The organism is Caballeronia sp. LZ003 (assembly GCF_031451465.1).
Lineage (GTDB): Bacteria > Pseudomonadota > Gammaproteobacteria > Burkholderiales > Burkholderiaceae > Caballeronia.
The window spans coordinates 519484-546318 of sequence record NZ_JARUXJ010000002.1 but is presented as its reverse complement, the minus strand read 5'-3'; the positions used below and the strand labels follow the sequence as shown (position 1 = coordinate 546318).

The following is a 26835-nucleotide window of genomic DNA, read 5'->3' as shown; positions in this document are numbered from 1 at the left end:
GCAAAGTGGCAAGCCTGCTCGTTGTCTAATCGATCATGTAAGCGTTCCCCAAAATCGGGCATGTGATGTGCTGTTCATACGGAGTCAGAAGGCAATGCACGCCGCCTTCCGCAACCGATGCACGGCCCACTGCCTAATCTTTTTTTGGGGTACTCACTCATGAGCACGACCAGCCTGAGATATCGATCGCGGACGGCGACAGCCCTCTTCGATTTACTCAATCCCATTCCCTACGGACTCTTCGTCGGGACGCTGATTTTCGACATCATCTTCGTCATCACCGCCAACGTGTTCTGGGCGAAGGGCGCCGCGTGGCTCGTCACGACGGGGCTCATCCTCGCGATCATTCCGCGCTTCATCAATCTCGGGCATGTGTGGTTCGGCTCACGCCACGTCGTCACGCGCACCGAGAAGCTCGACTTCTGGCTCAACCTGCTCGGCATCATCGCGGCGGTCGTCAACGCGTTCGTGCATAGCCGCGACGGTTATGGAATCGTGCCGCTCGGCGTGATTCTTTCGGTTATCACCGTGGTGCTGTTGAGCGTTGGACATATCGCGCTTGCCTTCGATAAATTCGGCTTCCAGGAGGCGGCTCGTGACTAAGCAAACCACTTTGACGAGCGTTATCGCGCTCTCTATTGCAGCACTCTTTGCGGGATGCAACGAGCACGCCGAATACGACAGCGCGCATCAGGCTGGCGCGAATCCGCCACTGCCTACCGCCAAGAGCTTCTTTACTCCGCCGATGCAAGTCCCGAAGTTCGCGGGCTGGAAAGACAACGAAACGCCCAAGGTCGCGGACGGACTGAAGATCGAGAAGATCGCGTCTGACCTCGAGCATCCGCGGCAGGTGTATGCGCTTCCGAATGGCGACATTCTCGTGGCCGAATCGGGCAGCCCGAACGCGGAGCCGGTCACCACGCCGAAGCAGTTGATCGCGGGCATGGTCCAGAGCCGCTCAGGCAAGGAATCGAAGGGCGCGAACCGCATCACGTTGCTCAGAAAGCGTGGCGATGGCAGCGGGGAATGGGAAAAGCACGTGTTCATCGACCATCTGCATTCGCCCTTCGGCATGCAGTTGATAGGCGACACGCTCTATGTCGCCGATACGGACGCGCTGCTCAAGTTCCCGTACACGACGGGCGAAACGAGCATCTCGGCGGAAGGCGTCGAGCTCGCCGATCTGCCTGATCGCGTGAACCATCACTGGACCAAGGCGCTGCTCGCGAGCCGCGATGGCAAGAAACTTTATGTGGGCGTCGGGTCGAACAGCAACGTCGGCGAGAACGGACTCGACGTGGAGTATCGGCGCGCGAACGTGCTCGAAGTGGATGTCGCGACCGGCGCGAGCCGTATCTTTGCGGCAGGCATTCGCAACCCGACCGGCTTGCAATGGGAACCGAAGACGGGGCAACTCTGGACCGTGGCCAACGAACGCGATGAGATTGGCGCGGACCTCGTGCCGGACTATCTGACTTCGGTAAAGGATGGCGCTTTCTATGGCTGGCCTTATAGCTACTACGGCCAGCATGTCGATACGCGCGTCAAGGAGCAGCGTCCCGATCTCGTCGCAAAGGCTATTCCGCCGGATTACGCAATCGGTTCGCACGTCGCGCCGCTCGGGCTGATGTTCTATACGGGCAGCAATTTGCCGGCGCAGTATCGCGGTGGCGTGTTTATCGGCGAGCATGGCAGTTGGGATCGCTCGCCGCTGTCGGGGTATGCGGTGACGTATATCGCGTTCGAGAACGGCAAGCCTGTAGGCACGCCCAAGCCCGTGGTAACAGGCTTCGTTTCCGATGATGAGAAGGAACTGCGCGGCGCGCCTGTCGGCCTGACTCAGGACAAGGACGGCGGACTCGTCTTTGCGGACGATGCCGGCAATACCGTTTGGCGCGTGACGGGCGCGGGCGGCTAGCCTGCGAGCTTGTTGCAGAGACGCCGCATGCCGTTGAAAATCGCTTCGGCAATGTCCATCGGGAAGTCGCGGGGCAGCACGCTCGCGACTTCATCGACGACTTGTTCGGTGCGCGCCGTGACTTCGGCGATCAGCGCTTCGACTTCCGGCGCGGCGAGTCCGACTGTGCGCCCTTGCGCGATCCAGTGACGCGGCAAAATCTCGGCGATGACGTAATGAATGTTCTTGCCATGCACGGCCATGGCGAGTTTCGCGCGCTGCGCGGCAAGCTGATTGCGTCCCCGTCCGATGATCGGATGCGCGGACAGCACGTCATAAAGCGGCGTCGATTCGTAACGATTGCCGGGCAGATGCGCGATGCTGAAGTTCTTCGCGTGACCATCGGTGGCGGCGAGCAGCCAGAAAACCAACTGCGCCATGAAGAAGTCGCGCCGGTCGTCGGCCGCGCGCCCCGAGCCCGACAGCACTTCCATGACATGGCCGATTCCCGGTCCGCCATCCGCTTCGTACTTTTGTAGCGCGGGCGTGCCGGTGGCCTGACACATATCCTCTTGCGGGAGCCGCAAAATCCAGCGCTTGTCGCTCGACAGACGGCGATCGAACCGTTCGACGACGAGCACTTTCTGATCTTCGAAGACTTCGATCTCGCACCGCGCGATAGCCAGCCCGAATGCCGCGACGATCTTCGAGCAAAGCCATTCGTTCTCCACCGATGTCCGCATGTCCGCTCGCATGTTGCCGACGAGCCCAAGCGGCAATTTGAAAATGTGCGTGGTCGGCGTGCTGCCCTCGGGCAATAGCCACTGCTTGCCGCGCCGAAGCAGGGCGGTCTTTTCTTGCGCGCCTGCTATCGAGAGACGCAGGTCATCGAGCGGTTCGTGTTGTCCGAGTTGCGGCGTGGCGGTCGTCTCGCGCAGCAGCCGGGCGATCTGCGATTCGCTCATCGCGCGTCCCGTTATGCTTTCGAGATCGACCGGCGTCTCTCCGGGCGGCAGCATTTGAAGGGCGCCGACGCAGTCGCGACCCAACTGCGCGAGCAGCTGAAACGGCGCCGTGCCGCCCGTTCGATAACGCATGGCAATGCGACGGCGGATTGGCTCGCTGTCGGGCAGAAGGTTGTCGAAAAAGTTCGCGACGACTTGCCCGCGATACGGCTGGTTGCCCGGCGTGAACGGCAGCGACAGCGAGAGCGGACGGCCTTGCGGGTCGGCAATCCACTCATCGCGATAGACGAGGCGCTCGCCACCAGTGCTGGATTCCCAGTGGCCTACGGGCAGTCCGTTCATCCAAAGGTCGAGCCGGTTCGAGTCGGTGCGGCGCGCCATGCTTACCAGTTCTCCCGCTTTTTCGCGGCTCTGGCCCGCGCCGACGTTGCCTTCGCCGCGATTTTCTTCGTGATGGGCGGGACTTTGTCCGCTATGACGCCATCCGTCAGCATCATCTCGACGCCCAGCACGCGCAAGACTTTGAACATGCGCTCCATGCTTGCCGCAGCGGGATTGGCTTCCAGTTGCGCATAGGTCTGCTGCGTCACGCCCAATTGCGCGGCCATGCTTGCCTGAGTCAGCCCGGCGGCTTTGCGAAAGCCTTTGAGGATGGGCCGCAATTGGCTGAGCGTCTTTACCGGATAGTCCACGAAGATCCCTACAGTCTTAAGACTGTTAAGCGTTTATACAGTTTATGACCTGTTAAAGCAAAAAACAAGTTTTAGACTGTAAATAGTAAAAACAGCCTAAAACCTGTTTTTCGAAAAAGTCTGACCCAATTAAGCATTTTCAGAAAACCTTAGCCCGTGCCGGTTAAAATTCGACGTTTTTCGCCCGCATCGACAGACCACGACACGCCACGACATTCAAGGACCGCCTTTCATGCTTGCCCGCATCACCCGCCTGTTTCCGCTCTGGGCCGTTCTGGTCTCCGTTGCCGCCTACTATTCGCCTTCGTCCGTCACGGGCATTGCGCCGCATGTCACCACGCTCCTGACCATCATCATGCTGTCGATGGGCGTAACGCTCTCCGTCGACGACTTCCGGCGCGTCTTCACGCGTCCCGCGCCGGTAATCGCGGGCATCGTGCTGCATTACCTCGTCATGCCGCTTGCCGCGTGGGCTATCGCGAAGGCGTTGCACATGCCGCCCGATCTGACGGCGGGCATGGTCCTGGTTGGCAGCGTGGCGAGCGGCACGGCGTCCAACGTCATGATTTATCTGGCGCGCGGCGACGTCGCCTTGTCGGTGACCATCAGCGCGCTCTCGACACTCGTCGGCGTGTTCGCGACGCCGCTGCTCACGCGCCTTTATGTCGATGCGTCAATCTCGGTCGATGTCCACGGCATGTTGATGAGCATCCTGCAGATCGTCGCGCTGCCTATCGTGGTCGGACTTATCGTGAATCATCTGTTCGAGAAGTTCGTGCGCAAGATCGAATGGCTGCTGCCGCTCGTGTCGATGGTATCTATTCTGCTCATCATTGCCGCCGTGGTCGGCGGGACGCAGAAGAGTATTGCGTCGGTCGGGCTCGTGGTCGCGTTCGGCGTGGTGATGCATAACGGCATCGGGCTCCTGAGCGGCTATTGGGGCGGTCGCTTGCTCGGCTTCGACGAGGCCGTGTGCCGCACGCTCGCTATCGAAGTGGGCATGCAGAATTCGGGGCTCGCGGCTACGCTCGGCAAGCTTTATTTCACGCCGATAGCGGCCTTGCCCGGCGCCCTGTTCTCCGTGTGGCACAACCTCTCGGGCTCGATGCTCGCGGGTTATTGGGCCGGCCGTCCGGCGAAGGGTTCGACACGCGATACGGATACGGCCGCGGTCGTCGCTGCAAAACGAAACTGACTTGCACGATGCGTGGTGCGCTTCGAGGCGCGCTAGTTTTTGGCGCCCCGACCTTTCCACGTCGCGATGGCCACACCGAGAACGGCGACGCCCATCGCCCACCAGGCCATTGTCGGCAACACTTCGCCGAGAATGAAGTACGACATGATTGCCGCGCCGGGCGGCACGAAGAAGAACAGCGCCGCTACTTGCGACACCTTTCCGGCGCGTGTCAATGCGAGCAGCAGCGTGATCGCGATCAGCGAGTTGCCGATCACGAGATAAGCGAGCGTGACGGCGAGCGTCGGGTTCCACTGCACTTCCGTGCGCTCGAAGAAGAACGCCATCGGCGCACAGCACGCGAAGCCCACTGCATATTGAACGAGGTTCGACGTGAGCGGGTCCTGCGCGGTGCCCGCGCGTTTCTCGTACAACATCGCGGCCGTGATGCCGATTAGCGCGCCCACCGCGAGCAATACCGGCCCGAGTGCCGATGCGTGCAGCGTGCCGCGCGACAGGATCACGCCGGCCGAGCCGCCGAGCGCGAGTATCAAGCCCAGCCATTGCCGCACGCCAATACGCTCACCGGTCAGCGATGGCGCAAGCACGCTCACGAGTATCGGCTGCAACGAAACGATCAGCGCAAGCCATGACGTTGCAATGCCCGCTGTCATCGACAGATAGCTGAGGCCGAAGTACATCACCTGCACGAGCAGGCCCATGACGACCAGGTAACGCCAGCTTCGCATGTCGCTTGGCCAGAGCGGCCGTCTGAACACGCACACGCCGATGAGCACCGCGATGCTGAGCGCAAAGCGTATCGAGAGAAACGTGAGCGGCGAGGCGTAGTGCAGGCCGGTCTTGGCGACGGGAAAGCCCGCGGACCACAAAAGCAAAAAGACAATCGGACCGCCGATGGCAAGCCAGCGTCCGCCATCTTGTGCTGCTTCCTGCGTGACGCGATGCGCGTTCGGCCCCTGTGCCATGTCTCGCTTCCCTTTAGGTTTTGATCGTCTTGCGACCGGAGCAAACGCGCGTTCGACAAGACGTGGACGGTTCAATGCCTTCCACGTATGGCTTTGCCGGGAACAACGTCTGCTCTTGCTTACGAGCTAAGGCACTGTTGAAAGCCTTCGCATGACGAGCACTTTCTCTCACAAAAATAGCATTAGCCGCGTCTTGCACATTCGCGAAGACATTCTCGCGAACCCACGCGCGGACTGCCTACGGAGCCCACCTATGCGTGACCTCGACCTCGATCATAACGTCCGACCCGCCCTTCGAACGCCCGCCCCGAAACTCATGCGTCGTGCCGCATTCGGTGTGGCTGCTTGCTTGTCGTTCTCTCTTGCAGCATGCAACAGCGCACCGGACAAGCCGTCACCCGTGGCGAACGCGGTCGCCAATGCAACCGCGGCCGTGCGCGCGGACGACGACATGAAGACCGTGCTCGACGCTTATGCGGCACTCGATCCGAAGGCCATCGAGAAGGTCGATGTGCCGACGGCGCGCGCTCAACCTACTATCGCCGATGCTGTCAACTCCGTGTTGAAGACGCAGGGTCGCAGCACTTCGCCGCAAGCGTTGGTACCGGGCGTCACGAGCCGCGACATTACCGTGCAGGGCGCGGCCGGCAGCTTGCCCGCGACGGTGTACAAGCCCGCAGGCAATGGCCCGTTTCCCGTCGTGACGTATTTTCATGGGGGCGGCTGGGTAATCGCGGATCGCAAGGTCTATGACGGCGGCGCGCGCGGACTTGCGAAGGCGGCCAATGCAATCGTCGTATCGGTCGATTACCGGCGTGCGCCCGAGGCGCGCTTTCCCGCCGCGTGGGATGACGCCTTCGCGTCGTACAAGTGGGTGGCAAGCCACGCCGCTTCGCTTGGCGGCGACCCGAAGAGGCTTGCGCTCGCGGGCGAAAGCGCGGGTGGCAATCTCGCGGTCGCGACGGCCATCGCCGCACGCGATGCGAATGCGCCGAAGCCGCTTGCCGTGATCGCCGTGTATCCGGTGGCGCAAACGGGCAGCATGAACACGGAGTCGTATATCGAGAACGCAGTGGCCAAGCCGCTCAACAAGCCGATGATCGCGTGGTTCCTCGACAAGCTCTTGCGCACGCCGGCCGACAAGCAGGACACGCGTCTCGACCTGGTTCACGCCAATCTCGCGGGCTTGCCGCCGGTCACCATCATCAACGCGCGTATCGATCCTTTGCGTGACGATGGCGCGCAGTTGCAGAAGGCGATTGCAGCGGTGAACGGGCCGGTCGATCGTCGCGTCTATGACGGCGTGACGCACGAGTTCTTCGGCACGGCGGCTGTGGTGCAGAAGGCGAAAGATGCGCAGCAGTATGCGGGGACGCGCTTGCAGCAGGCTTTTGGCACAGGTCAGTAAGCGCGGGTGATGTGATTCGCACGCGGGACGGCTTCGATGTTTCCCGCGTGCGCCTCGTGGCTCATGGGTTGAATGTCATTCCTCGCACGGCACGTTGCAAGCCGCGGCAACAGGCCGTGCCTCCGCGCCGATGCCTGCAAGCGTCGCAAGTCCCAGCAACGCCAGCGCACCGCCCACCATGAAGTCCGTCGGAATGCTCGCGCGATCGACGACCGCGCCGCCGACGAACGAACCCATCGCAATCGCCACTTGGATGATGCTCACGAAAAGCGCCGATCCCGCCTCCGGATGCTCGGGCGTCGCGCGCTGAATCCACATGCTGAAGCACAGCGGCAGCGCGCCGAATGCAATACCCCACGCCAGCACAACCGCGCTGACCGCGAGCGACGAATGCCGCAGGATCGGCATCAGCAGCAGCGCGAACATAAGGAGCGACACCATCGTGAGAAGCGTGCCCTTGAGATTGCGCTGCACGGCGGACGACGCCGCGAAATTCGAGAAGAACCCGATGATGCCAAAGCCGAGCAGAAGCCACGTGACCGTCGCCATGTCGAGGTGTGCATCGCCGAGCAAGAAGGGCGTTACATACGTGTAGGAAGAAAAGTGCGCGCCGAAGACGAGCGCCACCATCAAAAGACTTCTGCGCGGATGCGAGTGCTTGAGAAGCGCCGTCAGATCGCCGAAGCGCAAAGCCGCAGCCGATGGCAACGAAGGCACGAGCAACCACTGCGCGACGAGCGCGACGGCAACGAGCCCTCCCGTCGCCAGAAACGACACGCGCCAAGACGCCACGCTCGCGATGAACGTACCGAGCGGCACGCCAATGACCGTCGCGCACGTCACGCCGGTGAGAATGGCGGCCATTGCGCGTGCACTGTCTTTCGCCTCGACGAGCCTTCCCGCCGCCGATGTCGCGAGCGTCCAGAAGCCGCCGAGCGCGGCGCCCAGAAGCGCGCGGCCAAGCAGCATGACAACGAGATTCGGTGCGAACGCCGACAGCAGGTTCGAGCACAAGAGCAACGCGGTGAGCAACAGGAACACATGCCGCCGGTCCATGCGTCCCGCGCCGAGCATCAAAGCGGGTGCCGAAATGGCCGCGACGATGCCGGGAATGGTCACCATCAATCCCGCCACGCCGGGGAGAATGTTCAAGTCGTGCGCGACGTGAGGAAGCAATCCAACGGGTAAAAATTCAGTGGTGACGAACGCGAACGCGCCAATCGTCACGGCGGCGACCGCGAGCCACTGACGCAGCGACGAGTTTTTGTCGTCGGTCAGGGGCGTGGCGCGTTCGAGCGTCGAGTCTTCCATCAGCATGGCGTTTTTCGATCCGGATTAGAAGTGGGTGCGGGCTTATCTTCAAGCATCTTTGCCGGCAACATAACACTGCCTTTCATCTTCTGCACAAGTGACCCAAACGCGGCTTATGGGGCCGGGTTAGCAATGCCATGCATGTTCTTAGCAGAAGTGCTTGGTTCTATTTTTGGCGGCGCTGCGCTACTTTCGAGGCTTTGGCTTTTATCCGCGTCTCATGCCCAGCAACTCCACTTCTCCGCTTCTTCAAGTGCGTCACCTCGATGTCGACTACGGCGCGCATCGCGCGGTGCGCAAGCTGTCGTTCGACATCGCGGCGGGGCAGGCGGTGGCGCTCGTCGGCGAATCGGGCTGCGGCAAGTCCACTACGGCGATGTCGCTCATGCGCCTTCTGCCGAAGCATGCGAAGACCGGCGGCGCAGCGCTCTTCGATGGCATCGATCTTTTGTCGGCGCCGGAACGCAAGCTCGCGGACCTGCGTGGCCGCCGCATGTCGATGATCTTTCAGGAGCCGATGACTTCGCTCAATCCCGTGCTGACTATTGGTGCACAAGTCGCCGAGGCGCTGATTCTTCATACATCGATGTCGCGTGCCGCTGCGCGCAAGCGTGCCGTCGAACTGCTCGATCTTGTGCGCATTCCCGAACCCGCGCGCCGGGCGGACGACTATCCGCATCATCTTTCCGGCGGACAACGCCAGCGCGCGATGATCGCCGCAGCCATCGCTTGCGAGCCCGCGCTTCTTATCGCCGATGAACCCACCACCGCGCTCGATGTCACCGTGCAGGCCGGCATCCTGCGTCTGCTCGATAACTTGCGGCGCGATCTTTCGATGGCATTGCTGCTCATCACGCACGATCTGGGTATCGTGTCCGACTGGGCGGATCGCGTAGTCGTGATGTATGGCGGCGAGGCGCTCGAACAGGGTTCGGCGCGCGACGTGCTCGATCATCCGCGTCATGCCTATTCACGTGGATTGCGCGGCGCGGCGCTGCATCTCTCGGCCGACAAGCATTATCGTGAGGCGCGCTTGCCGGAAATTCGCGCGCTCGCTTCGGCCACGGGCACGACGGATTTCACGCTACATGTGCCGACGCGTGCGGCGCATTCGGCACGGCCCATCGACCACGATGCAAGACCGCTGCTCTCGCTCGACAAGGTCGACACGGCTTACGCGACAGCGCGTGGCACGCGTCATGTGCTGCACGATATTTCCTTCGATATCGCGCGTGGCGAGACGGTGGGTCTGGTCGGCGAATCGGGTTGCGGCAAGTCCACGCTCTCGCGCACCATCATGCGGCTTTTGACGCCGGATGCCGGACGCATCGTGCTCGATGGCGTCGATATCGCGCGGCTGACGCGGCGTGAGCTGGCGTCGCATCGGCACAAGATGCAGATGGTGTTTCAGGACCCTTATGCATCGTTGAACCCGCGCAAGACGGTAGGGCAGATTCTGCATTTCGCGCTCGATGTTCAGGGCACCGTTCCTACCCGCGATCGCGACGCAAGGATCATGAAGATGCTCGATGCAGTCGGTTTGCCTTCGGGCGCGGCGCGTCGTTATGCGCACGAGTTTTCGGGCGGGCAGCGGCAACGCATCGGCATTGCGCGGGCGTTGATACTCGAACCGGCGCTTCTGATCTGCGACGAGCCGGTATCCGCGCTCGATGTCTCTATTCAGGCGCAGATACTGAATTTGCTCAGCGATCTGAAGGATGAATTCGGTCTGTCGATGCTCTTCATCTCGCACGATCTCGCTGTCGTTCGCTACATGGCGGATCGCGTGCTGGTGATGAAAGATGGACGCATCGTCGAAAGCGGCGGGCACGACGAGATCTGGGACGCGCCCAGGCACGCTTACACGCGCACGCTCATTGCATCGGTGGCGGGGCAGCGGCAGCGTGCGGGCAGCGATTCCATCGCCGCATAAACAGTTAAGCGCTCAACGCTCCGCATGCAAGCCGAACAAGGAAGCAAGACCATCGCCGAGCAGATTGAGCGCAAGCACCGTAACGACGATAGCAAGACCCGGCAAGGTCGCGATATACCAGTCCGTGCGCAGCACTTCGCGGCCCGCGCCGACCATGTTGCCCCAGCTCGCCACGTTTGGGTCGCCAAGCCCGAGAAACGCAAGCGCGGACTCCGTGAGAATGGCGGTGGCAACCAGCAATGTCGATGACACGAGCACGGGCGTCATCGTATTGGGCAAGACATCCGACACGATGATGCGCAGGTCGCTCGCCCCAAGCGCGATGCTTGCCTGCACCATCTCGCCGTGCCGCAGCTTTTGCGTTTCCGCGCGCACCAGCCGCGCGAGGTTCGGCCACGAAGTCACGCCGATAGCGAGCGCAATCGTCATCACCGAAGGCTGCACGATGGCGACGATGGCGAGCGCGAACAGAAACGGCGGCACCGTCTGAAAGAACACGGTGACGCGATTGATTTCACGATCGAGCCAGCCGCCGAAGTACCCAGCGAAAAGGCCCGCCACCACGCCGATGACGACGCTGATGAACGTCGAAGCCGCGGCGATCACGAGCGAGGCGCGTGCGCCATACAACAATCCCGAGAGGATATCGCGGCCCAGCATGTCGGTGCCGAGCGGAAACGCCGCATCTTGCCCCGGACGCAAAAATGGTTCGGCGACGAGTTCTAGTGGATCTCCGGGACGCAGCCACTGCGCACAGAGCGCGACCGCGATGATCGCCGCGAGCAGCACGCCGCCGATCAACGCGGAAGGCGCGCGCAGAAAGCGCAGAGCGGCATGCCAGCGGCGAGGCTTTTGCAGCGCGGAGAGTTGGGACATGGTGCGGTTCTCAGGAGATGCGCGGGTCGAGCCAGCGGTTGATGGCGTCGGTGGCCCAGTTGACGAGGACGACGAGAATCGAGCTGCACAGCAGCACGCCGAGCAGCACGTTGAGATCGCGCCGCACGAGCGCATCGAAAGCGAGCCGCCCGAGCCCCGGCCACGAAAACACCGTTTCGACTACCACCGCGCCGCCGATCACCGAGCCGATCTGCATGCCGAGCATCGTCACGAACGGAATGAGCGCATTGCGCAGCACGTGCACGCGAAAGAGCCGCAACGGCCGCACGCCGCGCGCAATAGCGGTGCGCACATAATCCTCGCGACGTACTTCGATGACGGTCGCGCGAATCAAACGCGCATACGTGGCGACGTAGAAAAGCGCGAGCGTGACAGCGGGAAGAATAAGATGATGTGCGACATCCAGCACATGCGCCCAGCCTGTGAGCCCGGAGGAAATGGTCTGCATACCCCCGACCGGCAGCCAGTCGAGCCACACCGAGAACACGACCACCAGCATGAGCCCGGTCCAGAAAAGCGGCGTGGCGAAACAAAGCAGCGAAAGCGTGGAGATGACGACATCGACGAAACGTCCCGCGTACCATGCAGCGAGCGCGCCGAGCAGCAGTCCGACGATGGCCGCGATCAGCACTGCGCTGCCCATCAGCAAAAGCGTGGCGGGCACGCGGTTCCAGATGAGCTGCGCGACGGGCATGCCTTCGCGGAACGAGTAGCCGAGATCGAAGCGCGCGAGATGTCCGAGGTACTTTGCAAACTGCACCCAGAGCGGTTGATCGAGCCCGAACTGCTGACGCAACGCGGCGACGTATTGCGCCGACGCGCCGCCGGATTCGCCCGCGATGACCTGCACGGCATCGCCGGGGGCGAGCCGAAGCAGGAAGAAGTTGACGACCGCAATGCCGAGCACGACGCCCACGAGTTGCCCGAGCCGACTCAACGCGATGGAGAGCCATCGCGCGGTGCGCTTTGTATCGGTCGCGATGAGCTCACTCATGCTTCGAAGGGTCGGTGTACCACACGTTCTTGAACGAGCCATAGACCTGATCGACGCCGCTTACCGTATCGTTGAGGTCGGCCGATTGCACCGTGAAGAAGTGCAGTTCGAGCAGCGGCAGCGACGGCAGATCGGTCTGCACCTGACGCTGGAACGCTTTGAAAAGCGTTACGCGTTCGGCTTGATCGCCGGAGGCTTGCGCATCGCGAATCAGTTGATCGACCTTGGCGTTGCGATACCCCGAGCCATTCGTGAAGGGAATGTTCTTGCCGATACTGTCCGACTGATACTCGCGCGTCACGCCCACTTGCGGGTCCGAGAAGCCTGCGTACCACTGGATCGTCACGTCGAAATCGCGGTCGCCGTAAATGCGGCGCGTGTAGGTCGGCGTGTCCTGATTGCGGATATCCGCGTCGATACCGATTTTCTTGAACGCTTGCTTGATGAACTCCGCGCTGCGAAGAAACTCGTCACCGTACGGCAGATAATCGATAGTCAGCTTGAAGCGAGTACCGTTGGGGCCTGCCTTGTAACCGGCCGTATCGAGCAACGCGTTGGCCTTCGCAATGTCGTAGGGATACTGCGGCACGTCGGGCTCGAAGAACTCCTTGAGCGTCGATACGACAGGGCTCACCGCGGGTTTGCCGAAGCCTGACCACACCACGCGGTTATACGCGTTGCGATCGATGGCCAGATAAAGCGCCTGCCGCACGCGCGCATCCTTCAACTGAGGACGATCGTTGTTGATGTCGAGAAAGAGCCACGGCGAGAGCCATTCATAACCCTTCGTTTCCACCTTGAGGTTCGGCAGTTTCGCGAGACGTTGGGCGTCGCGAGCGGGTACGGGGCTCAGCGGCGCGTATTGCACTTCGCCCTTTTCGAGCGCAGCGGTGCGTGCGCCGCCATCGGGAATCACACGATAGATCACCTTGTCGAGATACGGCTTGCCCTTGTCCCAGTAGTCCGGATTGCGTTCGAGCAGAATGTAGTCGCCTTTCACCCATTTGCGGAAAATGAATGGACCCGTGCCCACTGGCTTGTTGTTATACGGATTGTTGAGGACGTCCGTGCCTTCATAAAGATGCTTCGGCAACACTTGCGCGCCGTTGCTGTTGAGCGAACTCAGCACGGCAAGCGATGGCTTCGAAAAATGGATGATGACGGTGTAATCGTCCGGCGTATCCACGCGGTCCGCGTTGGCGAACAGAGCCTGATTGCGCGGATGATATTTCTTCCACACGTTTTCGAGCGTCCACTTCACGTCGGCGGAAGTGAAGGGTTTGCCGTCGTGCCACTTCACGCCCTGACGCAGATTCAACGTGAGCGTCTTGCCGTCGGTCGAAAGCGCCCACTTGACCGCGAGTCCCGGCTTGAGATGAAAGTCGTTGTCGTATTCGATGAGGCCGTCGAAGACATTGGTGCTGAAGGTTCCCGTCGGCGAAGACGTGCTCAGTGCTGCCGTCAGAATGACAGGCTCGGGCTGCGAGATGACGGTGAGCGTGCCGCCGCGTTTGGGCGTTTCTGCGTGAGCCAGGCTCGATCCCGCGATGAGCGCCACGAATGCGAGCGGGCGCGCCCAACGCTGCCAGAGCCTGAGTGTTGTGCTGGTCGACACGTGCGATTCCTCTTGTTGTGATGTTGCGCGATATTTGCGTAGTGTTGATTCGATGTTGCGGTAGATGGCCGCTGCAAGACAGGGCGAGCACCTTGCGGGATCGCGAACGATAGCAACGACTCGCCACGTGAGGAACCAATAAAAAGTGCTGTGCATATGACGCGGCATGCTTCGCATCGGTCCGGTGGATGAACGCTGCGTGGCCACGAAGAATGGTGTACGTTTCGTGTCTCGCCTGGCTTTCATATCGAACGGATCGCACATGACTCATCAAGCCGATGTCCGCGCGCTCGCCGCGCTCGAATCACGTAACGCGCATGCCGGGGCGTTTCGCCGCCTCTCGCAGGCGCATTGGAGCGACGGTCGTCTGTCGAGCCGCGACAAACATTTGGTCGCTGTGGCGGTGGGGCAGGTGACGCGCTGCGAGTACTGTATCGAGCATCACGCGGAGATCGCGAAGCGCCTGGGTGCGTCGCTCGATGAGTTGCTTGCCGCTTCGTATATCGCTGCGGCGCTAGAGACTTTCGGGCGCGGGGAAGTAAAGATCGATGCCGCCTTCACGTTCGAACAACGCGAGTCGGTGATCAACGGCACGGCTATCGGCGCGGGCCGCGATACGTTCGCAAGCACCGTCTTTCGCGACGATACCTTGCCGCGTGAATTGCGCCTCGTGACCGCCGCCGCTGTCGCGCAAACGCAAAATCACGAGCCGTTGCGGCGGTCGCTGCACGCGCTTGCCATCGAAGCAGGCGTCACATCCGAGGCGCTCGAAGAAGCCTACGCGGTCGCGATCATTCTGCGTGCGGGCGCGGTCTACGCGCATACCTTGCCTATCGCGAGATTGTTCGAAGCGAAGTGATGCAAGCCGGGTCCATTCATCGTGGCCCGGCTTTTCTTCATCCCAAAATAGCTACTAACGGTCTCTCGCCAACACGTCAGTGAATCGCGCAAAGCCGTGCGAATAGAAAAACAACGCGCTTGGTTCGGAGAGCCTGCAAGTCAGGCGCGATACTCTATGGTTTTTGCGCTCAACGTGACCGAGATGACACCGACTTCGCCTGGCAACGGCTTGGCTTCGGCCAGCAGGTTTATCGTCGTGACCGTGCTCGTGGGTGTGGGCGCGGGCATCGGCGGCATGTTGCTCGCGTTGTTGCTGCACGCCATCCAGCACATCGCGTTCGGCTATAGCCTCGATGCGGTCATCAGCCGGGAGAGCTTTCTCGAAGGCGTGACGGCCGCGCCACCCGAGCGCCGGCTCGTCGTGCTTACGGTGTGCGGTCTCGTTGCGGGAATCGGCTGGTGGTGCGTGTATCGCTTCGGCAAGCCGCTCGTGAGTATCCGCAAGGCCGTCAAATCGGACGATCCGCGTATGCCGGTGATCAGCACGCTCGCGCATACGGTGTTGCAGATCGTCACGGTAGCCATGGGTTCGCCGCTCGGCCGTGAAGTCGCGCCGCGCGAGATCGGTTCGCTGTGGGCGGGATGGCTCGCGCATTACGCGGGACTCACGCCCGCGCAGTCGCGCATCATGGTGGCGTGCGGCGCGGGTGCGGGGCTCGCGGCGGTCTATAACGTGCCGCTCGGCGGTGCGGTGTTCGTGCTCGAAGTGCTGCTCGGCACCTTCGAATGGTCCATCGTCGCGGCGGCGTTCGCGACCTCGGCAATCGGCGCGCTGGTGGCGTGGGTCGGTCTCGGCGATGAACATCAGTATCGGTTGCCCGCGCTCGCCTTCAATGCGCAGATCGTCGTGTGGGCCGTGGTCACGGGGCCGCTTTTCGGCGTCGCTGCCTGGGTGTTCGTGCGGCTGACATCGGCGGCGCGCAATGCCGCACCGCGCGGCAATGCATTGCCGGTGCTTGCACTCATCAACTTCGCGATGATCGGTGCGCTCGCCATGTATTTCCCGCAACTCGTCGGCAACGGCAAGGGGCCGGCGGGCCTGTCGTTCGACAATCAGATGACGCTCGGGCTCGCCGCCGTGCTGCTCGTGCTCAAGGTGATGGTCGAAGTGAGTACGTTGCGCGCGGGCGCGGAGGGCGGTCTGCTCACGCCGGGGCTTACGAATGGCGCGCTGCTGGCCGTGATTCTCGGTAGCGTGTGGAATGTGCTCTGGCCGGGAACGTCGCTTGGCGCGTTCGCTGTGGTGGGGGCGGCGGCGTTCCTGGGGGCATCGATGCAGATGCCGTTGACGGCCATCGTGCTGATGATCGAATTCACGCGTTTCAGCCAGGACTTTTTGATTCCGGCTGCGCTCGGCATTGCGGGTTCGACGGTGGCGTACCGGGCGGTCGAATCCTACGCGGCCCGCGCGGTCGCACGGCCGGAGCAACCGGCCAATGGCGTCGACGGGATCACGCCTTGATACATCGCGGGCTTCGCGCGGCAGCACCGCACGCGGCCGCCGAAGCCCGCGACGACCTCAATCGTCCAGCAGCGAAGCGTCCCGCACCGCGCCCTTATCCGCCGACATCACGAGCTTGGCGTAAGCCTTGAGCGCGGTCGATACCTTGCGCGGACGCGGCGCGGCCGGCTTCCAGCCTCGGGCGTTCTGCTCTTCGCGGCGGCGCGCGAGCTCGTCATCCGACAGCAGCACGTCGATAGTGCGATTCGGAATGTCGATGCGAATCTTGTCGCCATTGCGCACGAGGCCGATAGCGCCGCCCGCCGCCGCTTCGGGCGAGCAATGACCGATTGACAGCCCCGACGTGCCGCCCGAAAAACGCCCGTCCGTGAGAAGCGCGCACGACTTGCCGAGCCCCTTGGACTTGATGTAGCTCGTCGGATAAAGCATCTCCTGCATGCCGGGTCCGCCCTTCGGACCTTCGTAGCGCACGATCACCACGTCGCCCGCCTTGACCTTGTCGTTCAGAATGTTTTCGACCGCCTCGTCCTGCGATTCGGTGACATGAGCCGTGCCTTCGAACACCAGAATGCTCTCGTCCACGCCAGCCGTTTTCACCACGCAGCCGTCCAGCGCGATATTGCCCGTGAGCACCGCCAGTCCGCCTTCGCGCGAGAACGCGTGTTCATACGAGCGGATGCAACCTTCGGCGCGATCCGTATCGAGACTCGGCCAACGCGTGTTCTGGCTGAACGCCACTTGCGTCGGCACGCCTGCGGGACCGGCCATGTAGAAGGTCTTCACGGCATCGTCGGGATTGCGCTTGATGTCCCACTCGTCGAGCGCGTCCTTGAGCGTGTGCGCGTGGACCGTCGGCACGTCGGTATGCAGCTTGCCCGCTCGATCCAGTTCGCCGAGGATAGCCATGATGCCGCCCGCGCGATGCACGTCCTCGATGTGATACTTGTTCGTGTTCGGCGCGACCTTGCACAGTTGCGGCACGACGCGTGAAAGGCGGTCGATGTCCGTCATGGTGAAGTCGATTTCCGCCTCGCGTGCAATGGCCAGCAAGTGCAGGATCGTGTTGGTCGAGCCGCCCATGGCGATGTCGAGCGTCATCGCGTTTTCGAACGCCTTGAAGCCGACCGAGCGTGGCAGCACGCGGTCTTCCTCGTGCTCGTAATACTGCCGCGCCAGACCGACGATACGGCGCCCCGCGCGCTTGAAAAGCTGCTCGCGATCCGCGTGCGTGGCGACCACCGTGCCGTTGCCCGGCAGCGACAGACCGAGCGCTTCGGTCAGGCAGTTCATCGAGTTGGCCGTGAACATGCCCGAGCACGAACCGCACGTCGGGCACGCGGAGCGTTCGACCTCGGCGACATCGGCGTCGGAGTAGGAGGCGTCGGCGGCGATCACCATGGCATCGACCAGATCGAGCTTCTTGAACTCGATTGCCTTGGTCTTCGGATTGGCAAGATGCGTCTTGCCGGCTTCCATCGGTCCGCCGGACACGAAGACAACCGGAATGTTGAGGCGCATGGCGGCCATCAACATGCCCGGCGTGATCTTGTCGCAATTGGAAATGCAGACCATGGCGTCGGCGCAGTGCGCGTTGACCATGTACTCGACCGAATCCGCGATGATTTCGCGGCTCGGCAGCGAATACAGCATGCCGTCGTGACCCATGGCGATGCCGTCATCGACCGCAATGGTGTTGAATTCCTTGGCGACGCCGCCCGCTGCCTCGATCTCGCGCGCGACGAGCTGACCGAGATCTTTCAGGTGGACATGTCCGGGAACGAACTGCGTGAACGAATTGACGACGGCGATGATCGGCTTCGAAAAGTCTTCGTCTTTCATGCCGGTGGCGCGCCACAGCGAGCGCGCTCCCGCCATGTTACGGCCGGCGGTGGAGGTTTTGGAACGGTATGCGGGCATTGTAATTTCGAGGAGTCGCGGGGAAGAATGTGGGCCAGGGGATGAGCGGCCGGACATGCGCCCGTGCGAACGACCTTTTGAGCTTCGCCGCGGGCAATCCCAATATTATCCCACAGGCCCTGAAACGACCGCTGGATGCGGCTTTGGCGGTTTTATCGCGATACGGGCGGCTGGGGCGGCTGGGGTGGCCGGGGTGGCGTTACCCACATGGCGCTCGGCACGATGAAATACTGCGGCGCATTGCGCGTGGAGAGCGTGCCAGTAACGGCGATAGGAACCCGCACCGGAGGCGGCGGCACGCCAATGAGCTGTATGCGCGGGACCATGAGCCGTCCCAGCGCGTCCTGCGAAAACCGCCTGTCCACGACGCACAGGGGCGGGTCCATTGCGAGCATCCAGGCGGTCCTGACGGAGCCATCGCTCGATTCCACATCTTCACGCACGGCGGTGCCGAAAAGCGTGATTGCCGTGCCGACGGGATAGCACGCCACGTCGGCCCGGACCGCGCCGGCCCACAACCACAGTGCAACAAACAAGGGGCCGGTCTTCACGGATAAAGTGCGCAACGCGTTGTTCGTTACGCGCGTCGCGGACGCTGCACGCGCGCCATCGGCGTACGTTCGTCCGTCCTTCTCGGCGGCAGCGTATGCGGCTCGCACACCGTGGAGATCGCGTTCTTGTAAATGGCCTGCGAGCCTACCGGCGACTGCACGGCAATGACGTACTGATCGAAAGACTCGATGACGCCGGTGAGTTTTATACCGTTCACGAGAAAAACCCAGACGGTTTTTCGTTCGGCTATCAGGGCATCCAGGAATGCGGATTGAATTTCATGTTCGACTTGTGACATAGCGGCCATCCTCGACTTGCGTTATTCGCCTAAAAATTGTTATCACAGGGGCGTATCTGTGTAGTAAAGCATATGTGCCGGCGCTCATTCCGGGTAAGTCATCGGTACTCCGGTAAGGAGCGCCCTGAGGTCGTCGGTATTAAACGGTTTCGCCAGAACGGTTACACCCAGGCGACGCGCCTCGGCGAGATGATCAGCGTAACCTGTCATAAGCACGACCGCTTGCCGGGGCAAATGTTTTCTTATCCATTCGGCCAGGCAAATTCCGTCGCAGCCCGGCATCTGAATGTCGGACAGTACCAGAGTGAATCGGTTTCCCTCCTTTAATACGCGCATGGCCGCGTCTCCGTCCGACTCGTGGCGCGCGTGCCAGCCGAGCACGTCCAGCACCGCGACGAGTCCCGCAGCCACTTCCTCGTTGTCCTCGACCAGCAGCACGGACGTCTCATTGTCGATCAAAGGCACGCTGACCGGTTCCGCTTCGTCTGCTTCGAGCGGCGCGGCGCCCGTCCAGCGTGGAAGGTAGATGAAAACGGTCGTGCCTTTTCCCCATGTCGTCTCCAGTCGCGCCGTGCCTCCGGCTTGCTCGGCCATGGCCAGTACCTGAGCGAGTCCGAGGCCCGTGCCCGCGCCCGCTGCCTTCGTGGTGAAGAGCGGCTCGAAAGCCTGGTGCGCCACTTCGTCGCTCATGCCTGTTCCGGTGTCGCGGCTTTCGATCACCACGTAATCGCCGGGCGGAACGCTGTAGCGCCGGCTGCTGAACGAGGCATTGCGCGCGGTGACGATGAAATGGCCGCCGCCACGCATCGCGTCTTTCGCATTGACGGCAAGATTGACGAGCGCGGACGTGAGCTCGACAGGATCGACCTTGACCATCCAGAGCGCGTCCGGCGCATTGATTTGCACCGTGATCTTGCTGCTCATGGCCGAATGGAGCAGCGGCTCCGCCTGTTCGAGCCAGCGGTTCAGATTGAGCACGCGCTGTTGCAACGGCTGCTTGCGTGCGACGCTCATCAGCCGGCGAGCCAAGACTCGCGCATTGATGGACGCGCGCTCGACCGCGTTCACCTCGTTCCTGACGCCGATATAGTTCTTGCGCCGCACGAGCTCCATGTTGGCCGTGACGACCATCAGCAGGTTGTTGAAGTCGTGTGCCACGCTCGCCACGAGATTACCGAGCGCGCCCATGCGTTGCAGATGCCGCGTCGCGTCTTCGGCGCGCTGGCGCATCGCCAGTTCGCGGCGCCAGTTGAGCCAAGCCGCTTCTTCCGCCTTGAGGCGGCGCAGCGAAAATACGACGAGAAACCACAGGCAGACGCATGGCACGAGCGCAAGTCCGGCCACCAGCATGTCGTCGTGCCACCAGTCGTGTATCACGTCGCTCATCGCATAACTCGCCGATACATAGACCGGGTAATTCGATGCCTCGCGAAACGCCATCATGCTCTGGCCGCCATCGAGCGGTGAATCGCCTCGCAGGGAGCCGATGGACACCTTGCGCGCGAACGCGTTGGCGAGCGGCACATGATGCGTCGGCGCATTCATGAGCTTCGGCGCCGGCAGACGCACGAGAATGCCGCCGTCCTGTCGATACAGACCGAGCGTAAGTCGAGGATTGTCCACGAGCAGCTGGCGATAGAAGTCGAGCAGATAATTCCGGTCGAGCGAAACGACCACCGCGCCAATAAAGCGCCCGTCGCTCGCGGTCCGCGCGACGAGTTCGTTCACGATATCAAGGCCTGCCATCCGGCCGCGCACTGGCATCGACACATACAGCGGTGCGTGAGCGGCGCGCGTGGCCAGAAAGTCGTCCCGGTCGCCTATCGATACGGCAGGCGCGGGCGTCTGCTTACTTGTCGCGAGTATCTGGCCGGTTCGTCCCACCACGGAAAGCGCCGCCACGTGCGGCAGCTTGGTGACAAGCGCACTCAGCGTGTCGTGCAACTGCACCTGTTGGGTGCGCAGCGTGGCCTCGTCGGTCGAGCCGATTGCCTCTCCGACACGTGCAAAAAGTTCGCGATTCAGATCGAGAAGGTTGACGAGCTTGCACTCGGCGATCCACGCAAGACGGTCGAGCGCAATCTGCTTTTCGTGAATGGCGCGATCGTACGTAACGTAGCCGTACAATGCCGCGCACAGCAGGGGAACCGTAACGGAGGTGACGAGCGCGGCCATGAGTCGCCGGCGCGCGGTCTGGAAGTCGGGGGTATGTCTCGAAACTTCGTCGGATGCGTCTTTGGAGGACGTGGCGGCGCCGGTCATTGAAGACCTCCGGACGAGCGCACCCGATTAGCCATGTCGGATGGCGGGCCGATATTGGTACGCATGTCACTGTCCTCGGAATAGGCGAAAACTTCGCATTTCAATACGGCTTTCGCTCTTTGTCTGACATCCCGAGCCGGTCTCTCAGGTCGGCTCTTGAGCTTCGCCTTTATTTCGCGGCGAGGCTTATTCGTAATCCGTAGCAATCGTCATACCGCGCAAACAGGCACCAGCAGGTCGCATTTGCGCACGCGGCAGTACTTCCTGATAAGAGTAGAGGAACAAGTTGAGCGTTGTCGATCAAAAATTCGTGGCCGGTATCGATGTCGGCGGGACGAAGAAGGGGTTTCATCTGGTCATCGTGAGGGGCCGCGGCATCGAATGCGTTTTGACCAGCACGCATCCGCTCGAATTACACGAGCAGTGCCTGCGCTTCGGCGTCGCTGTCGTCGCCATCGATGCCCCTTGTCGTTGGGGAGCGGAAGGCGTTGGGCGCACGGCCGAGCGGCAACTGGCGCGCGAACGCATCTCCTGTTTCTCGACGCCAACGCTCCAACGCGCAGAATCGAATCCGAGCGGGTTCTTCGACTGGATGATCAACGGCGCGCGTGTGTACGATGCATTCGCGAACACTCATCCCATTCTCGAAACGAATCGATACTCGGGCAAGGCAGTCGCCATCGAGACGTTTCCGCACGCGACGACATGTGCGCTGCTTGGGCGCGAAGTCGCGTCGGCGAAGCTGAAGCGCGTGCAGCGCCGACGCCTTCTCGAAGACCTGGGCTTTGAAACGACGCGGCTGAAATCGATCGACTTCGTGGATGCAGCTCTATGCGCGGTCACGGCGCAGCGCTTTGTCGAAGGCAACACGCGCGTCTTCGGCGACGAGGCCGGAGGCTTTATCGTCGTGCCGGATAAGACGCTCTAGATGGCCACATCCGTCCAGCGTCCGGCGTTCGCGCTTTGCACCGCCGCCGCGACGAAAGCGAGGCCCTTCACGCCGTCGATGACACCCGGGTAGAGCGTCGCTTCGCCGGAGACATCGCGCCCGGCCAATCGGTTGGCAACACGCTTCGCGAACTCGGTGTACAGATTCGCAAACGCCTCGAAGTAACCTTCGGGATGCCCTATCGCAATGCGTGTCGATTGCTGCGCGCCTTGGCTCGTGGCGGGCCCGAGTCTGCGCGTGATGATCTGTTCGAAGCCATCCTTGCGCCGATGGATCAACCGGTTCGGCTCTTCCTGATGCCATTCCAGGCCGCCCGCGTCGCCATGAATTCGAAAGCTCAGGCCATGCTCGGAACCCGCGGCCGCATTGGTCACGTATAACGAGCCACGCGCGCCGTTGCCGTAGTGCGTCAACGCGCCGACATAGTCGTCCACCTGGCGGCCGGGAATGGCCGAGCCGAGGTCCGCGCAGATTTGCGTGACGTCTAGTCCCGTGACGAAGCCGCCAAGATGAAACGCGTGCGTGCCGATATCCATGAGGACGAGCGACTCGCCACCGCGTTTGCCCTCGGTGCGCCATCCCGAGGGCAAGTCGTGGTCCGCGAAATAGCCCTGGATGTATTGCAGATGCACTTGCCTGATCTCGCCCAGTTCGCCCGCCGCGACCATGTCGCGCGCTTGTCGCACCATCGGGTAACCGGTATAGCAGTAGGTCACGCAGAATTCGGCGTGTGTCTCGGCGACTTTGCGCGCAATGTCCCGCGCGGCGGCGAGCCCGTGCGCGAGCGGCTTGTCGCAGATGATATGAAATCCGCGATCCAGCGCCTGCATGCAGATGTCGTAGTGCGAGTCGTTGGGCGTCATGACGGCGACCACGTCCATCCGGTCGGGACGTTGAGCTTCGGCTTGCAGCATCTCCTGCCACGAGCCATACGCGCGTTCTGCAACGATGCCAAGCGCAATGCCCGCCTCGCGCGAGCGCACGGCGTCCGAAGTCAGCGCACACGCGACAACCTCGTATTGACCATCGAGCCGCGCCGCGATCCTATGCGTCTCGCCGATTATCGAGCCCGGTCCGCCGCCTACGAGTCCAAGACGGATGCGCCGTCCGATGATGTCGATCGTCATTGTCGAGTCCCGTTGGAAGGTCAAGCGGTGCGCCCGAGCGACGCGTAGTGGGTGAGCGCGTCATCGAACCGTTGCGCGGACCAGGCTTCTTCGATTGCCTGGTTGAACAGATCCTGCTGTGTGGCCGGCGCAAGACCGTTGAGCGGCGGATTGATATCGAGGTTCGTCGGGAACGCGTAGCCTCCCGCGCAGGAAGCGATGATCGTCCGCGTTTCCGTATTCGTGATGCGTCCTTCGGCACGCATCTCGCGCAGCACGGAATAAAGCGCGGCGCACATGCGGTTGCGGTCGAGCGACTCCATCGCACGTCCATACGCCGACGACACCTGTAGCAGATTCGCCATGCGCTGAACGTCCGTGGTCCGGTTCGAGCCGGCCGCATGAAATAGCGCGGGGCTGAAGAAGATTGCATCGCCCTTTTTCAGCGGCAACTGCACGAAGTTCGCTTCGAAGTAGTCGCGGAAGTCTTGCCGCCGCCACGCGACGTAGCCTTCGGCATAGCGCTGCGAACAAGGCAGCAACTTGGTGGGACCGCTTTCAACCGGCATGTCGCCATGCGCGACCGCGCCTTGCAAAGTGAGAAACGGCGACATTGCGTGAACGTGCGCGGGAACGCGCTGCGCCTCGTCGACCGTGAGGAAACCGAGGTGGAAGTCGCGATGCGCTTGCTGCGCCGCACCGCCCGGCCGCACGACATTGACTTGCGATGTCATCTGATAACCTGGCCCCAGCCACGCTTCCGATGCAGCCGCGATCACGGGGTTGGCGAAGTATCGGGCGAAGACGGCTGGCGCTTTCAGGCAGAGCTTTTCCTGCGCGTTCCAGATGCGGTCGTTCGCTCCGGCCTTGGCGAAGTGGTCCGCCTTGCCGCCGCCCGCAGCGCGTTCCTCGCGAATGATTGCTTCGAAGACTTCGGTAGCTTCGTCGATGGGCGCGGTATCCGCATACGCTTCCCGAAGCACGAAAACACCCGCGCCCTTCGACAGCACGTGCGCCCATTCCGCGAGCAAGGACTGGCGACGCGCGGCATCGCCGAGCACGTTCTCGAGTTCGGGGCACGCATAAACAGGGATGCGCTCGCGCACTTCGGCGCAGTACTCGAGCGCTTCAATGTCATCCGCGGCTTCGACCTGCGCCACGAAGTCGCTCACCGAACAATCCTCTTCCCGATACCAGCCCGACCGCTGCGCCGACGTCATGGTGTCTCCTCCACTCTGGCGACAAGCTTAGTCTTATCGACGCGGGCTGCGTTATCATCGAAACATCAAAAACACATCATAACGCCGGGACGCGAAGCCATGTCTCACCCGTTTCTGATCAAGGAAATCGCGCTTCAGGCGGGTGTCGGCACCGCCACCGTGGACCGCGCGCTGAACGGGCGGGCGCACGTGCGCGAACATACGCGGCGGCGTATCGAACAGGCGATCAGGGAACTGGAACAGCAGCAATTCCAGCTGGCGACGACGGGCCGCAAGATAGTCGTCGATGTCGTCGTGGAAGCGCCGCGCCGATTCGCCGACGAGATTCGCGAGGCGCTGGAGGCCGAAGTGCCGGGCCTGCATCCCGCCGTGTTCCGTATGCGCTATCTCATGCGCGAAAGCATGGTTGCGTCCGAGGTGGTTCAGGCGCTGCGCGACATCGCGCGCCGGGGCAGTCACGGCGTCTTCCTGAAAGCGCGCGATGTGCCGGAGATTGCGAGCGCGATTGCCGAGCTTCAATCGTGTGGCATTCCGGTGGTGACGGTTTTCACCGACATCCCGTCGTCCGGCCGAATCACCTACGCGGGTCTCGATAACCGCGCGGCAGGCGCCACGGCGGCGTATCTCATCGGACAGTGGCTGGGTCGGCGGCCGGGCAATGTGCTCGTCACGTTGAGCCACGAACGTTTTCGCGGCGAAGAGGAACGCGAACTGAGCTTCCGGCGGGCACTACGCGCGCGCAACCCGCGGCTCGCCTTGATCGATGCCAGCGGTGGCCACGGTCTCGACGCGGCGACGGAAGAACGCGTGAGGCAGGCTGTCGGCGGTGGCCAAAAAATCGCGGCGGTTTATTCGATCGGCGGCGGCAATGTCGCGATACTCCGAGCGCTCGAAGCATTGGGGCTTCGGCCGAAGTGTTTCGTCGCGCACGATCTGGACCGGGAGAACACGCATCTGCTGCGCGAGGGCGCGATCTCCGCTGTGCTGCACCACGATCTTCGTCAAGACATGCGTTCGGCCTGTCAGCACGTGATGCAGTTTCACAAGCTGCTTCCTGCTTCGGGCGTGGCGCTGTCGTCGTCGGTCGTGGTGGTCACGCCCGAAAACATCCCGGCCTTCGTGGCGTCGCGCTTTTCTGCAAACACGGGCACGCGGCCTAGCGTGTGACCGGGTGAACGCGGTCCTGTCGTGCCGACCTTCTCCTCGATGCCTGACGCGCCTTTTCGCGCGGCGAGTTCGACAGACGCATCATCAGGCGCAGCGCCATCATCGCGCCGACGGTTTCCAGCACGGCGGCTGGCACCCACATGATGAGTCCGCCGAGGCTCTGATCGAGCGCGGGCGGAACGGACGTGAACGCGCGACCGCAAACTTCGAACACTGGGTAGAGATCGCGCGAGCTGAAGGTGATCAACGCACCCGCCAGAATTTGCGGCGTCATGGTGATGACGGGCGACAACACGCGCAAGCCAGGCCGCGTGCGGCTCGGCGGGCTCGGGCGATGATCGAGGATCATCCACCAGTACATGAGTCCGCTGATCGTGACGGACCAGTTCATGAAGCGATAGATGCGCCAGTCGAGCATCGACACGAATTGGATTGAAGGCAGCAGCCACACGAGCACCGACACGATGAACGCCATGCCGATGACCGTAGGATTCAGCAGTACCGCTCCGAGCAGACGCGCGCCGCGACTGCGTTGCCAGTTCCGTAGCAGGGGCCGCCAGGCGAACGGCAGGCCCGCACGCAGCGCGGCGCCCGGATACGAAGCCATGAGAACGAGCGGCGCCAGATGATGCAGCACGAGATGCTGCAAACGATGCACGAAGAACTGATGCTCGGCGTAGTAGTCCACTTTCGTGTGCAGCGCGACGTAGAAGAGGACGATTCCGGTCCAGAACGCGATGCGCCGCGCCACGCTCATGCGCGCCTTTCGCGCGCCGCGCGCAAACAGCCCGGCCACGACGATAAACACGGCAACCAGCGCGTACGACGGCTCCCACGGTTCGAGCAAACTGATGAGCGACATAAGAAGACAGGCGAGAGTGCGAGTGTGCAATGGCGTGCATGGTATCAACCGCGCCTTGAATTCTGCTGACCGCCGCCGCGTATTCGACGCGAACGCGCCGTATGACATCGATTGCATGCGACGGTAAGTCGCGCCACGCGCCGGCCGAATCCCGCGCGAAAACCCATATCCGCTTAAACTCGTCGGTCACCGCGACGCACGCCTTCACGTTGCCGACAAAACGGTATTATCGTCGGCGAATCGCTTGCATTCGGCACGCAGAGTTTCT

Annotated in this window: 22 protein-coding genes and 1 pseudogene; 9 read left to right on the top strand and 14 right to left on the bottom strand. The window is 62.3% G+C overall.

The features are described from left to right. The first annotated feature begins 159 nt into the window (after positions 1–159). The gene (locus tag QCE79_RS17145; RefSeq protein WP_244831820.1) at positions 160–603 is read left to right on the top strand and encodes a DUF2231 domain-containing protein; all 444 of its coding nucleotides are present in this window, start codon (positions 160–162) and stop codon (positions 601–603) included. Further along, positions 596–1918 (top strand): sorbosone dehydrogenase family protein, encoded by a 1323-nt coding sequence (locus QCE79_RS17140; protein WP_309846255.1) that lies wholly within the window; start codon positions 596–598, stop codon positions 1916–1918. The genes QCE79_RS17145 and QCE79_RS17140 overlap by 8 nt, the downstream gene beginning before the upstream one ends. Here the strand turns inward: QCE79_RS17140 and QCE79_RS17135 are convergent. Then, positions 1915–3243 carry a type II toxin-antitoxin system HipA family toxin gene (locus tag QCE79_RS17135; protein WP_309846253.1) on the bottom strand — a complete coding sequence of 443 codons (1329 nt, stop codon included), beginning with the start codon at positions 3241–3243 and terminating at the stop codon, positions 1915–1917. The two genes, QCE79_RS17140 and QCE79_RS17135, sit on opposite strands and share 4 nt — an antisense overlap. 121 nt (positions 3244–3364) lie before the next feature. Then, positions 3365–3554 (bottom strand): annotated as a pseudogene (locus QCE79_RS39350) (helix-turn-helix transcriptional regulator); the annotation flags it as partial. A gap of 232 nt (positions 3555–3786) precedes the next feature. On the opposite strand from QCE79_RS39350, the gene QCE79_RS17125 reads away from it, so the two are divergent. After that, complete coding sequence (locus QCE79_RS17125) at positions 3787–4749, top strand: bile acid:sodium symporter family protein (RefSeq protein WP_309846250.1); 963 nt, start codon at positions 3787–3789, stop codon at positions 4747–4749. A gap of 32 nt (positions 4750–4781) precedes the next feature. Here QCE79_RS17125 and QCE79_RS17120 read toward each other — a convergent pair whose 3' ends face one another. Continuing rightward, a complete protein-coding gene (locus QCE79_RS17120) occupies positions 4782–5714 on the bottom strand; it encodes a DMT family transporter (RefSeq protein ID WP_250511432.1) in 933 nt (310 codons plus the stop codon). Between the two features lie 253 nt (positions 5715–5967). On the opposite strand from QCE79_RS17120, the gene QCE79_RS17115 reads away from it, so the two are divergent. Continuing rightward, positions 5968–7122 (top strand): alpha/beta hydrolase, encoded by a 1155-nt coding sequence (locus QCE79_RS17115; RefSeq protein ID WP_250469874.1) that lies wholly within the window; start codon positions 5968–5970, stop codon positions 7120–7122. A gap of 75 nt (positions 7123–7197) precedes the next feature. Here QCE79_RS17115 and QCE79_RS17110 read toward each other — a convergent pair whose 3' ends face one another. Beyond that, positions 7198–8439 carry an MFS transporter gene (locus QCE79_RS17110; RefSeq protein WP_250469873.1) on the bottom strand — a complete coding sequence of 414 codons (1242 nt, stop codon included), beginning with the start codon at positions 8437–8439 and terminating at the stop codon, positions 7198–7200. Positions 8440–8653: 214 nt separating this feature from the next. On the opposite strand from QCE79_RS17110, the gene QCE79_RS17105 reads away from it, so the two are divergent. After that, entirely contained in the window at positions 8654–10366 is a 1713-nt protein-coding gene (locus tag QCE79_RS17105; RefSeq protein WP_309846579.1) for an ABC transporter ATP-binding protein, read from the top strand. 12 nt (positions 10367–10378) lie between these two features. Here the strand turns inward: QCE79_RS17105 and QCE79_RS17100 are convergent, their stop codons facing one another. From QCE79_RS17100 to QCE79_RS17090, 3 genes are read right to left on the bottom strand one after another with little or no spacing between them, the layout of a single operon-like run. Beyond that, on the bottom strand, positions 10379–11242 hold the full coding sequence (locus QCE79_RS17100) for an ABC transporter permease (RefSeq protein WP_250469872.1): 864 nt from the start codon (positions 11240–11242) through the stop codon (positions 10379–10381). A gap of 10 nt (positions 11243–11252) precedes the next feature. Beyond that, positions 11253–12257, bottom strand: coding sequence for an ABC transporter permease (locus QCE79_RS17095; protein ID WP_250527457.1), 1005 nt, complete (start codon positions 12255–12257; stop codon positions 11253–11255). Then, positions 12250–13872: an ABC transporter substrate-binding protein gene (locus tag QCE79_RS17090; RefSeq protein WP_250469870.1), complete on the bottom strand. Its 1623-nt coding sequence runs from the start codon at positions 13870–13872 to the stop codon at positions 12250–12252. Before QCE79_RS17090 ends, QCE79_RS17095 begins: the two co-directional genes overlap by 8 nt. 262 nt (positions 13873–14134) lie before the next feature. Here QCE79_RS17090 and QCE79_RS17085 point away from each other — a divergent pair, with 262 nt between their 5' ends. Together QCE79_RS17085 and QCE79_RS17080 are read left to right on the top strand one after the other, a co-directional pair. Continuing rightward, a complete protein-coding gene (locus QCE79_RS17085) occupies positions 14135–14731 on the top strand; it encodes a carboxymuconolactone decarboxylase family protein (protein WP_250469869.1) in 597 nt (198 codons plus the stop codon). 156 nt (positions 14732–14887) lie between these two features. Beyond that, entirely contained in the window at positions 14888–16234 is a 1347-nt protein-coding gene (locus QCE79_RS17080) for a chloride channel protein (protein WP_404989372.1), read from the top strand. A 57-nt stretch (positions 16235–16291) separates the two neighbouring features. Here the strand turns inward: QCE79_RS17080 and ilvD are convergent, their stop codons facing one another. The 4 genes from ilvD to QCE79_RS17060 form a co-directional block, all read right to left on the bottom strand. Beyond that, positions 16292–18151, bottom strand: coding sequence for a dihydroxy-acid dehydratase (gene ilvD, locus QCE79_RS17075; RefSeq protein ID WP_250469867.1), 1860 nt, complete (start codon positions 18149–18151; stop codon positions 16292–16294). A 152-nt stretch (positions 18152–18303) separates the two neighbouring features. Continuing rightward, on the bottom strand, positions 18304–18717 hold the full coding sequence (locus QCE79_RS17070) for a hypothetical protein (protein ID WP_309846242.1): 414 nt from the start codon (positions 18715–18717) through the stop codon (positions 18304–18306). An 11-nt stretch (positions 18718–18728) separates the two neighbouring features. Next, on the bottom strand, positions 18729–19001 hold the full coding sequence (gene hfq, locus QCE79_RS17065; RefSeq protein WP_244831805.1) for an RNA chaperone Hfq: 273 nt from the start codon (positions 18999–19001) through the stop codon (positions 18729–18731). A gap of 84 nt (positions 19002–19085) precedes the next feature. After that, positions 19086–21263, bottom strand: coding sequence for a response regulator (locus tag QCE79_RS17060; RefSeq protein WP_309846240.1), 2178 nt, complete (start codon positions 21261–21263; stop codon positions 19086–19088). Between the two features lie 286 nt (positions 21264–21549). Here QCE79_RS17060 and QCE79_RS17055 point away from each other — a divergent pair, with 286 nt between their 5' ends. Continuing rightward, entirely contained in the window at positions 21550–22191 is a 642-nt protein-coding gene (locus tag QCE79_RS17055; RefSeq protein WP_309846238.1) for a DUF429 domain-containing protein, read from the top strand. On the opposite strand, the gene QCE79_RS17050 is transcribed toward QCE79_RS17055, so the two are convergent. Beyond that, a complete protein-coding gene (locus QCE79_RS17050) occupies positions 22188–23339 on the bottom strand; it encodes a Gfo/Idh/MocA family protein (protein WP_244831802.1) in 1152 nt (383 codons plus the stop codon). The genes QCE79_RS17055 and QCE79_RS17050 overlap by 4 nt on opposite strands. A 20-nt stretch (positions 23340–23359) precedes the next feature. Then, positions 23360–24538, bottom strand: a complete 1179-nt coding sequence (locus QCE79_RS17045) for a phytanoyl-CoA dioxygenase family protein (protein WP_309846235.1) — start codon at positions 24536–24538, stop codon at positions 23360–23362. 99 nt (positions 24539–24637) lie between these two features. On the opposite strand from QCE79_RS17045, the gene QCE79_RS17040 reads away from it, so the two are divergent. Further along, the gene (locus QCE79_RS17040; protein WP_309846234.1) at positions 24638–25705 is read left to right on the top strand and encodes a LacI family DNA-binding transcriptional regulator; all 1068 of its coding nucleotides are present in this window, start codon (positions 24638–24640) and stop codon (positions 25703–25705) included. Here QCE79_RS17040 and QCE79_RS17035 read toward each other — a convergent pair. Next, the gene (locus QCE79_RS17035; RefSeq protein ID WP_309846232.1) at positions 25695–26567 is read right to left on the bottom strand and encodes a cytochrome c oxidase assembly protein; all 873 of its coding nucleotides are present in this window, start codon (positions 26565–26567) and stop codon (positions 25695–25697) included. The two genes, QCE79_RS17040 and QCE79_RS17035, sit on opposite strands and share 11 nt — an antisense overlap. Positions 26568–26835 lie beyond the last annotated feature (268 nt).